Annotated in this window: 7 protein-coding genes; 2 read left to right on the top strand and 5 right to left on the bottom strand. The window is 35.7% G+C overall.

Annotation, left to right across the window (positions count from 1 at the left end; all coding sequences use genetic code 11):
- Positions 1 to 725 precede the first annotated feature (725 nt).
- Both EG242_RS14285 and EG242_RS14280 read right to left on the bottom strand, forming a co-directional pair.
- Positions 726 to 1,823 carry an IS200/IS605 family element transposase accessory protein TnpB gene (locus tag EG242_RS14285; RefSeq protein WP_124900549.1) on the bottom strand — a complete coding sequence of 366 codons (1,098 nt, stop codon included), beginning with the start codon at positions 1,821 to 1,823 and terminating at the stop codon, positions 726 to 728.
- 10 nt (positions 1,824 to 1,833) lie between these two features.
- Positions 1,834 to 2,610 (bottom strand): sigma-70 family RNA polymerase sigma factor, encoded by a 777-nt coding sequence (locus EG242_RS14280; protein ID WP_124900547.1) that lies wholly within the window; start codon positions 2,608 to 2,610, stop codon positions 1,834 to 1,836.
- A 3,224-nt stretch (positions 2,611 to 5,834) separates the two neighbouring features.
- Between EG242_RS14280 and EG242_RS14275 the strand changes: the two genes are divergently transcribed.
- Both EG242_RS14275 and EG242_RS14270 read left to right on the top strand, forming a co-directional pair.
- Complete coding sequence (locus tag EG242_RS14275; RefSeq protein WP_124900551.1) at positions 5,835 to 6,086, top strand: helix-turn-helix domain-containing protein; 252 nt, start codon at positions 5,835 to 5,837, stop codon at positions 6,084 to 6,086.
- A 19-nt stretch (positions 6,087 to 6,105) separates the two neighbouring features.
- A complete protein-coding gene (locus tag EG242_RS14270; RefSeq protein ID WP_158608886.1) occupies positions 6,106 to 6,651 on the top strand; it encodes a TPM domain-containing protein in 546 nt (181 codons plus the stop codon).
- On the opposite strand, the gene EG242_RS14265 is transcribed toward EG242_RS14270, so the two are convergent.
- The 3 genes from EG242_RS14265 to EG242_RS14255 form a co-directional block, all read right to left on the bottom strand.
- On the bottom strand, positions 6,648 to 6,848 hold the full coding sequence (locus tag EG242_RS14265; RefSeq protein WP_124900543.1) for a hypothetical protein: 201 nt from the start codon (positions 6,846 to 6,848) through the stop codon (positions 6,648 to 6,650). The two genes, EG242_RS14270 and EG242_RS14265, sit on opposite strands and share 4 nt — an antisense overlap.
- A gap of 6 nt (positions 6,849 to 6,854) precedes the next feature.
- The gene (locus tag EG242_RS14260; protein ID WP_124900541.1) at positions 6,855 to 7,469 is read right to left on the bottom strand and encodes a hypothetical protein; all 615 of its coding nucleotides are present in this window, start codon (positions 7,467 to 7,469) and stop codon (positions 6,855 to 6,857) included.
- Between the two features lie 409 nt (positions 7,470 to 7,878).
- Positions 7,879 to 8,439 carry a hypothetical protein gene (locus tag EG242_RS14255; RefSeq protein ID WP_158608885.1) on the bottom strand — a complete coding sequence of 187 codons (561 nt, stop codon included), beginning with the start codon at positions 8,437 to 8,439 and terminating at the stop codon, positions 7,879 to 7,881.
- Between the last annotated feature and the right edge of the window lie 203 nt (positions 8,440 to 8,642).

The raw sequence follows: 8,642 nt of genomic DNA, 5'->3' as shown, positions 1-8,642 counted from the left end.
CCCGAATTTCATTCGGGGTTACAAATATTTGACTCCTACGGAGTCTTATTTTTTTACTATATTTATTTTCAATGAATTAATTTTAATCACATAATGCACTACGGGTTTATTAATGTATCATAAATTAAATATTGAAAACACTTTTTCCTATACACTGTGTGTCATTCCGTGCTTGACACGGACACGAGCTTGCGAACTGACGAAGTAATCTCATCATTATTTATCTTGTGAGATGCTGACCCGAGCTTGCGAACTGAACGAAGTTAAACAAGTTCAGCATGACACTGACGATAAAACTAAAACTTGGTGTAATCTTTCCGATAATCATTAATTATTATTACTTTCTCTTGTTACATTCACAATGGCATCGTACCATTCGTGTGTATCAACAGGATTAGAAGGAAGCGTATATAACTTTCTTCGTATGTTCCTACAGCAACATCAATAGTTCCTATTATTGGTTTTTCGTATTGGTTCTTATCCAATTTTTTAAACTAACTAAATTGTATATGCTTTACGCATTCAGTGAGAGCTGACCTGCAACCTCAACCTACGGGTGTACAAGCACCCACAAAATATTTTATATAAAGTAGTATTTAGCTTCATTGCCAACACATTGCTTTTTTAGCTTATAACTAACCTTAACTGTATACGTTTTATACGTTCAGCGAGTGCTTACAAATAACCTCACCCTTCGGGTATACAGGTACCCTACAACTTTTCCTTCAGGTGGTAATAAGTTCAATACCGGCCTTATCTGCTTTATACTTTATCATTGTTGTAAGTTCATAATAATTCCAATTACGCAATACAAATGTTTCTTCCTTAGCAATATCGGTATTTCCCTCTAAATCAACCAGCACCAGCGTAGCCGCTTTATGTTTTATACAAAAATCAATCAGCCTTCTGCTGTACTCATGCAAACGGGTGGTAACATAATTGCGCTCCATACTGTCAAACCTGTTTAAGGCCTTTAATTTCCGTTCCTTACCATTGCCGCCCCTGCAATAAGGTACCGCTTCTTTGGTTCGGTTGTGTGCAGCCTGTATTGCCAGCCTGCGATGTAAAAACTCCTCCTTATTGCCAATCTGTAATCTGTTTCTGCCTATTTTTACTGTAATAGGATACTCTAACGATAAAGATGCTTCTGCAACAACATCGGGTTCCAGGCGATGCGCAACTTTAGGGATTTCAAAAACCGCAAGCCAAAATATCTTTCCTTTGTCAAGTTTTATATGTGACGTGCAAAGTTTTATTTCGCCACTGATAAGTTGCTGCAGCAATTTGTGTTTATCGGTAAAATCTCTACCAAGATAGGTCTTAAACGGAACCGAATACACACGGAAACAGAATGCCTTCTTTTGTTCGTTATATTGCAGACGTTTGAAGCCTTGTATTCCGAAAAGGAAACCCGTACCGGGTTTAAAATTGTCTAAAGAACGGGTTCCGCTCACATACTCCATATAGTACCTTTTAAACCTATTGATCAGCTCATAATTCAAATGACAGAGTATGTTTGTTGGTATTTCCCCTTTAAAACGGTCGCTTGCTACCCTGTAGGTACAGTTGGTATGTGAGAACTGCAGTATACCATCCGGATCTTTCTTTTCATCAACCAGTTTGTACTTCACACCTTCAGACAGGTAGAAGAAATCTTTAATCATTGCCTGCACATACAGATGGCTCATTATAAGGTTTGCTGCACGCATGCATCGATCCTGCCATTTGTAGAGTTTTCCCCACACTTCTTTCTTTTCTTCTGCTGTTGGCAAGTCAATTGTGAGTTGTATCTTCCTGGTAAGCTTTATTGTATCTTTTTCCATACTAACCGTTTTATAGTGAATGCAACTGCTGCTTTTGTGTGAATGTATATGCCGTCATAAACTCTTGATGTACTTCCTTTTGTGAAAGGTTAAGTTCCTTTGCTATTGCCGCAAATGATCTGTTCATCTCAAAACGCATCTGCAATACCTGTAACTGTATTTCTGTCAATTTGTTTTGCAAAGCCTTAGGTTCAACCTGCTGCAGCTTGCGTTCAAACCTATCCCGTCCATCGACAATCTTCTTAATATCCTCAATCGCCCTTTTTACTTCATTTACTGTTTCTGTAGTCCCCTTTCCCATTATTTGCGCAATATGTTTGTAGCGAAAGCCATACTTTAAGCACAGGTTAATAAGTTGCCTTTTTTCATGTTTTATCAACGGCAGTACCGTGTCAATCAAATCTAAAAACTTTTGCTGTATTTCTTGATCACTAATGTTACGCGCAGCTTCAGCCGGATCGTAGCCCGCCAGATAGTCTTGAAAGTTCTCGAAACTTTCCAACGACTTCACCGTTCTAAAAAATTTGTTCCTAGGTTTGTAATAATGCGAATAACAGGATTTCTTCATAACATATTGTAGGAAAAACAGTATGTGCATTGGATTTTCGATTGTTTCCCTGCGTTCCCATAATTTTAAAAAAGTATCCTGCACCAGGTTCTCTACAACGAAGTCATCGTCGATTATCCTTCTGCCCATCCAAAAAATCCTTCTACTGTACTGGGCATGAATTTTTTCTAAAGCAGCGGGGTCGCTTTTTTTTAATAATTCAAAATTTCTTTGTGGCATAATGGGGTGATTTATAAATTATACGCTTTATGTTTTTTAACCTGCAAGGTTTTGGTAACCTTGTAGGTTTATGTTTATTGATTTTAGTTTTTATTTATAATTCTGGTTTTTATAATTTAGGATTGTTGAACTATTTCGCATATTAATGTCATTAATCCCTAAATAAAACATTTCGGTTTTTCTGTTCTTTTACGCCCAGGCTTTATTTTACAGCTTGGAAGTCGTGAATCTTCGATTTATGACTAAAAGAACCAACTGCAAGCCTTTCCAAAAGAATATATTTACTATTTTGGTCTAAGGCGAAGTAATCATGAGAACAAAAACAAAATAGAAACGCTCGAATAAAAGTCTTTTCTTTTTTGTATGATCTATTATCTATTTTACATTTTGAAATCATGAATCTTCGATTTCTTGCCTCATCATTAAAAACGGTCGACTACGTTTTGTAAGCTAAATCATAAAAAAGTATTCACTCTTTTTTATTTTATATTAATGTATTCATGAATCTTCGATTTCACTTCTTTCCCTTATGATTTTGCGCTCAATTACGTCCAGGCTTTATTTTACAGCTTGGAAGCCGTGAACCTTACGGTTTCACTAATGGCGCTCTGACGCTCATAATCAGTCTATTTCGTTTTCAATCAAAAATCCAATAGTTCTATCCATTCTGTCATGCTGCATTTCCGCTAAAGCGAGACAAGCTATGCAGCATCGCATCCAGTTTTTAGATTGCCATTGCTTTACTAATTTGTTCATTTACCCAAACTCCTTCAGGTTCCGAATGCAATAAAGCCAAAGCTTAAATGGGGTTGCTCCACATAGCCCAAAAAGAAGCTTTGGATTTATGGTGTAATTTTTTTTAGTTCGTTGGACAATTCCTTTAATTAATCTCACTAATTCCTTATAGACTCATTTCGGTTTTACTCTTCTTTTTAAAGATAAAAAGAAGCAAAAATCTTTTTTCTTTGATCTTGCCTCATCATTAAAAACGGTCGACTACGTTTTGTAAGCTAAATCATAAAAACGTATTCACTCTTTTTTATTTTATATTAATGTATTCATGAATCTTCGATTTCACTTCGTTCCCTTATGATTTTGCGCTCAATTACGTCCAGGCTTTATTTTACAGCTTGGAAGCCGTGAACCTTACGGTTTCACTAATGGCGCTCTGACGCTCATAATCAGTCTATTTCGTTTTCAATCAAAAATCCAATAATTCTATCAACTTTGTCATGCTGCATTTCCGCTAAAGCGACACAAGCTATGCAGCATCGCATCCAGTTTTTAATTTTCTATTGTTCATTTTGTCTTGATACAAAACGAACCAAAAAATCAAGACTCCATAAAAAAGCCTACTCTTCTTGTTTTTACTCTAAACAAAATAATACTCGCTACGCTCAAACAGGCATTTTGTTTTTAACGTGTAAAAACATTCATCGCTTAGCGGCTTTTTTATAATGTCGTTTTTTAGATTCTCCTAGTTAGTCTATTTCGTTTTCAATCAAAAATCCAATAGTTCTATCCATTCTGTCATGCTGCATTTCCGCGAAAGCGAGACAAGTTAGATTGCCATTGCTTTACTAATTTGTTCATTCACCCAAACTCCTTCAGGTTCCTAATGTAATAAAGCCAAAGCTAAATGGGGCTGATCCACATAGCCCAAAAAGAAGCTTTGGGTTTATATTTTTTATAAGAGCTGCGGCACATAACCCTTCCGGTTTCTAACTACTAAATAAACTAATACTTACTATAAATTAATACTCAATTATGATGGTTGGAAGTAGTTATGTGCTTTGCCCTGTACTTACGTGACTAACTTTTTGTATGTTGTAATTGTTTTTTAGCCGTAAGGTTTATCTTTTTTATTTTTTGTTGTTATCTTGAGCGGTATGTAATGGAGTGAAAGGTCTCTTTCGTTTTCAATCTCCATTGTTCGTGATTGATGAATTTCGGTTTTCTCTTCTTTTCCGATGAAAAGAAGCAACTGCAAGCCTTTCCAAAAGAATATATTTACTATTTTGGTCTAAGGCGAAGTAATCATGAGAACAAAAACAAAATAGAAACGCTCGAATAAAAATCTTTTTTCTTTGATCTTGCCGTATCATTAAAACGGTCAATTTAAATTTTGAATTCTAAAGAATCGAATCGTCACTTTGTTCCCCGATTCTTTAACGCATTCTTCAATTAATTGACGCTCGTTATACTGATAATGGCGCTTTGATTCTTGTAATTAGACTATCCCGTTTTCAATCAAAAATCCAATGATACTATTTACTGCGATCTAAAACTGAGCATTCACAACGGAGTGAGCGTCGATTCGCTGATAATAGCGCAAAATCAAATGTTGTTTAAGCTTTGAAAAAGCGAGTTTATTTGATTTCGCTATTGAGGCGTTAATTGACCACGAGTAGTGGCGCTCAGGAGTTTTGTTTCTTTTGCGACCAAAAGAAAAAGATCTCTGAATCTGGTTTCAATGAACTCAATAATTTTCTCAAAAAACAAATTGTATTTAATCTTGTAAAAAAGCATTTTTGCAAACGGTGTTTTCGCCGTTTGTTTTTAATTTGTTATATTTAATTGTTTTTACTTCTTAAAACGGTGAATTTCTCTTTTTTATATGTTATGATTTTTCTACCTAAATTCAAAAATTTAGAATAAATCACTATGTTCTACTATTTTTACCGAAAATGTGTTTCATGCACTAAGGTAGCCTTTGCTATGCTGTATCTATTTAGTATCCCCCTAGCTGCTATTTTAGAAAATTTTTCGGTTTGGCATTTTGCATAACTGCTTTACCATTTTAATATCCAAAAAATTGAAAACGGGCGATTAAAATTTTTTTTAAATGTTAAAAATCACAAAAAAATAATATTAAACATTGGTACCTGCGCATAGCACCATAACCGGCAATGGTTGAGTAAGAAGCATAAAAAGGCGTGAAACTCAACAATATCTGAATCAGAGGTACTGGTATACCGTGGGAACAGATAAGTGAGCTCACGCCATGGTCGTGAGCTAATCTACTTATCATCTCGTCCCTTTAAAATTACCAGTTTTCTGATACGAGAATCAAAGCAATAGCTTTAATATTTTCTTATAAAGTATTGCGAAATTACACTTTTACATATAATTCATAAGCAAATATAGTAAAATTATTTAACATTGTGATATATCACAATAATATTTTTATTTAAAAAATGCAATTTGCTATAAAATATAGCAAAATGGAACTGAGTAATGATGTACTTGAACTAATTGGTAAAAGGATTATAGAATTAAGAAAGATTAACAATCAGACTCAAAATGATCTAGAATTCTTAACAGGAATAGATACTGGAGAGATCAGTAGATATGAAGGCGGAAAGAGAAATATTACAATAAAAACTATTTGTAAGTTTGCTTTAGCACTTAATGTTCATCCTAAAGAACTATTTAACTTTGACTTTGATATTAACAAATACCAGACAGAAAATTAATAAAAAAGAATATAAATCTATGAATAAACTTTTTATTCTAATATCACTCCTCATCCACCTGCATGTTTTTTCGCAAGAGATAAATCAACATACTACTGATTCATTAAAGATTGAAGCTGTAGAAAATTTTCAGAAGCTATATTGGCTTAATCCAATCAAGCACTATGGATGGGTAACAGATTATGAAAAGATATACTCAAAAGATGAAGTCAAAGTTTTGAATGATCTAATCACAAAATTTGAGAAAGAAACCTCAGCCGAAATTGCTATCGTTACTTTAGATTCGTTGAGAGCAACCAGTGCCAACTTTGATGATTTATCCTTGCGAATTGCTAAAAAATGGGGCATTGGAAAAGCAGGGAAAGATAACGGAATCGTAATTGCTATTTCCAAACACTATAGAAAAATTAGGGTGCAGAATGGAAATGGAATTGAAAAGTTAATTAGTGATGATGAAACTAAATTTATCATTGACAATTATTTTATTCCCGAATTTAAAAACGAAAACTATTATAGCGGAACATTAAACAGTATCACGGAACTCATGAAAAAGCTTAATTTTTAATCAAGAAACGCTGCAACTTCATCAAAAGGCAGTCCGCTATACATGCAGAATTCGGTAACCGAAACGTAACTGTTCTCAGGTTTATCAAACAGTTGTCTTACCGCTTTTAGAATGCGGATGCTTTGCCTGTAGCTTTTGCCGGTGATGCGTTGAATATCTTTGGGATAGATACACAATCTTACTTCCTGTTTTTTCATAATGAGTTATTTTAAGTTGAACGATTCTGTAAATTCAATTAAATTTAAGTTGCAAAAAAGCAAAGCCGTAAAGTGCTTACCGTACCGCTTATTAAGCGCCCCGACATTCATTCTGGTTAAAATGTGTGTATCTGCTCGTTTATTTAACAACCTAGTCTTGAGCAACTCCCCCACCACAGAAACATCCATTTTTAAACTTAAGCAGCTGGGAACGATACCCAGGTCATCAAAGCAATAAGGCAGATTATTTTCAGTATATCGTTGTAAGGATTGTTCACCGAACAAATCGTAACAATATACCACCTCCCTGCAGCTGCGTATGGAGTATTGCTTTTCCGGTTCAAAAAAAGGTTTCAACAGATGCAGCAAGCTGGTTTTCCCGCTGTTTACGGGGCCGCTTATCAATAAGCCTTTCCGTAGGTCTATGCCGTAAAATGTACAAGCTTCCCGGTCTGCCGTGGCATACGCTAACAATTTGTGCAGCTGTTGTCTTTGCGAGGTGTGTATTAAGTATTTGCAGCCATATAAACTGCTCCCTTGCAGCTGTATATACTGTATACATTTGAAATAATTGTATTGGCGCACACCGTTTATTAATTCGAAAGTTTGATTGAAGTCCATAATTACTTATTTTATTCCGCTAAGTAACACAGGTTGTATATTTCCGTTTCCCAACTTGGGAGAAAAAAGTTATTTGTTGATGAGTTGATCCCGATGGCTGGTCAACATCAAATATAGGTTTACAACATCAATATTAATTTTCAGTTTCGCGATTTAATAAACTCAAAGCTTTAATGGTGTTTCTGCACAGAGCAAAAAAAACTTTAGGTTTATTATTTATTTTTTGCTTGACCTATTCAGTTTTCTATACTGAATCTGCTAAGGCAAGAGAAGTTTTAAAACACCACACCCAATTTAAATTTAAGCGGTTGGATGTTGTAACCCTTAACCTCAATTTATCGTAACTTATATTACCGTAATGTACATTGCGATAAAAAATATACAGAAATATACTAAATCAACCACCTAATTATTTCAAAATTTTAAATGAAAATGTGGCTTCGAGAACCTCAGCCACCAAAACTAACAGTTCGAGAACCTCAGCCACCAAAACTAACAGTTCGAGAACCTCAGCCACCAAAACTAACAGTTCGAGAACCTCAGCCACCAAAACTAACAGTTCGAGAACCTCAGCCACCAAAACTAACAGTTCGAGAACCTCAGCCACCAAAACTAACAGTTCGAGAACCTCAGCCACCAAAACTAACAGTTCGAGAACCTCAGCCACCAAAACTAACAGTTCGAGAACCTCAGCCACCAAAACTAACAGTTCGAGAACCTCAGCCACCAAAACTAACAGTTCGAGAACCTCAGCCACCAAAACTAACAGTTCGAGAACCTCAGCCACCAAAACTAACAGTTCGAGAACCTCAGCCACCAAAACTAACAGTTCGAGAACCTCAGCCACCAAAACTAACAGTTCGAGAACCTCAGCCACCAAAACTAACAGTTCGAGAACCTCAGCCACCAAAACTAACAGTTCGAGAACCTCAGCCACCAAAACTAACAGTTCGAGAACCTCAGCCACCAAAACTAACAGTTCGAGAACCGCAGTGACCACAATCTTAGTGACCACAGGCTCACTGACCACCCGATTAGTTTACGCTTGTTTCAACAATTTAATCACGAAAATGATCGGGACAGGCTATTCGCTTTCAAACCAATGGCGCTTTGATTCGTGTTAATAGTTCTATTTGTGATGTTATGCTGTATTCGGTAAAGGGCGATAAGCGC

Origin of the sequence: Paenimyroides viscosum (genome assembly GCF_003858535.1) — a bacterium.
GTDB classification, from domain to species: domain Bacteria; phylum Bacteroidota; class Bacteroidia; order Flavobacteriales; family Flavobacteriaceae; genus Flavobacterium; species Flavobacterium viscosum.
Note: the sequence above shows the minus strand (reverse complement) of the source record. Positions and strands in the feature narration are given on the sequence as shown.

Excerpts from the sequence above, each read along its gene's own strand:
- EG242_RS14285 (WP_124900549.1), bottom strand. The coding sequence starts at position 1,823 with ATGGAAAAAGATACAATAAAGCTTACCAGGAAGATACAACTCACAATT.
- EG242_RS14280 (WP_124900547.1), bottom strand. The coding sequence starts at position 2,610 with ATGCCACAAAGAAATTTTGAATTATTAAAAAAAAGCGACCCCGCTGCT.
- EG242_RS14275 (WP_124900551.1), top strand. The coding sequence starts at position 5,835 with ATGGAACTGAGTAATGATGTACTTGAACTAATTGGTAAAAGGATTATA.
- EG242_RS14270 (WP_158608886.1), top strand. The coding sequence starts at position 6,106 with ATGAATAAACTTTTTATTCTAATATCACTCCTCATCCACCTGCATGTT.
- EG242_RS14265 (WP_124900543.1), bottom strand. The coding sequence starts at position 6,848 with ATGAAAAAACAGGAAGTAAGATTGTGTATCTATCCCAAAGATATTCAA.
- EG242_RS14260 (WP_124900541.1), bottom strand. The coding sequence starts at position 7,469 with ATGGACTTCAATCAAACTTTCGAATTAATAAACGGTGTGCGCCAATAC.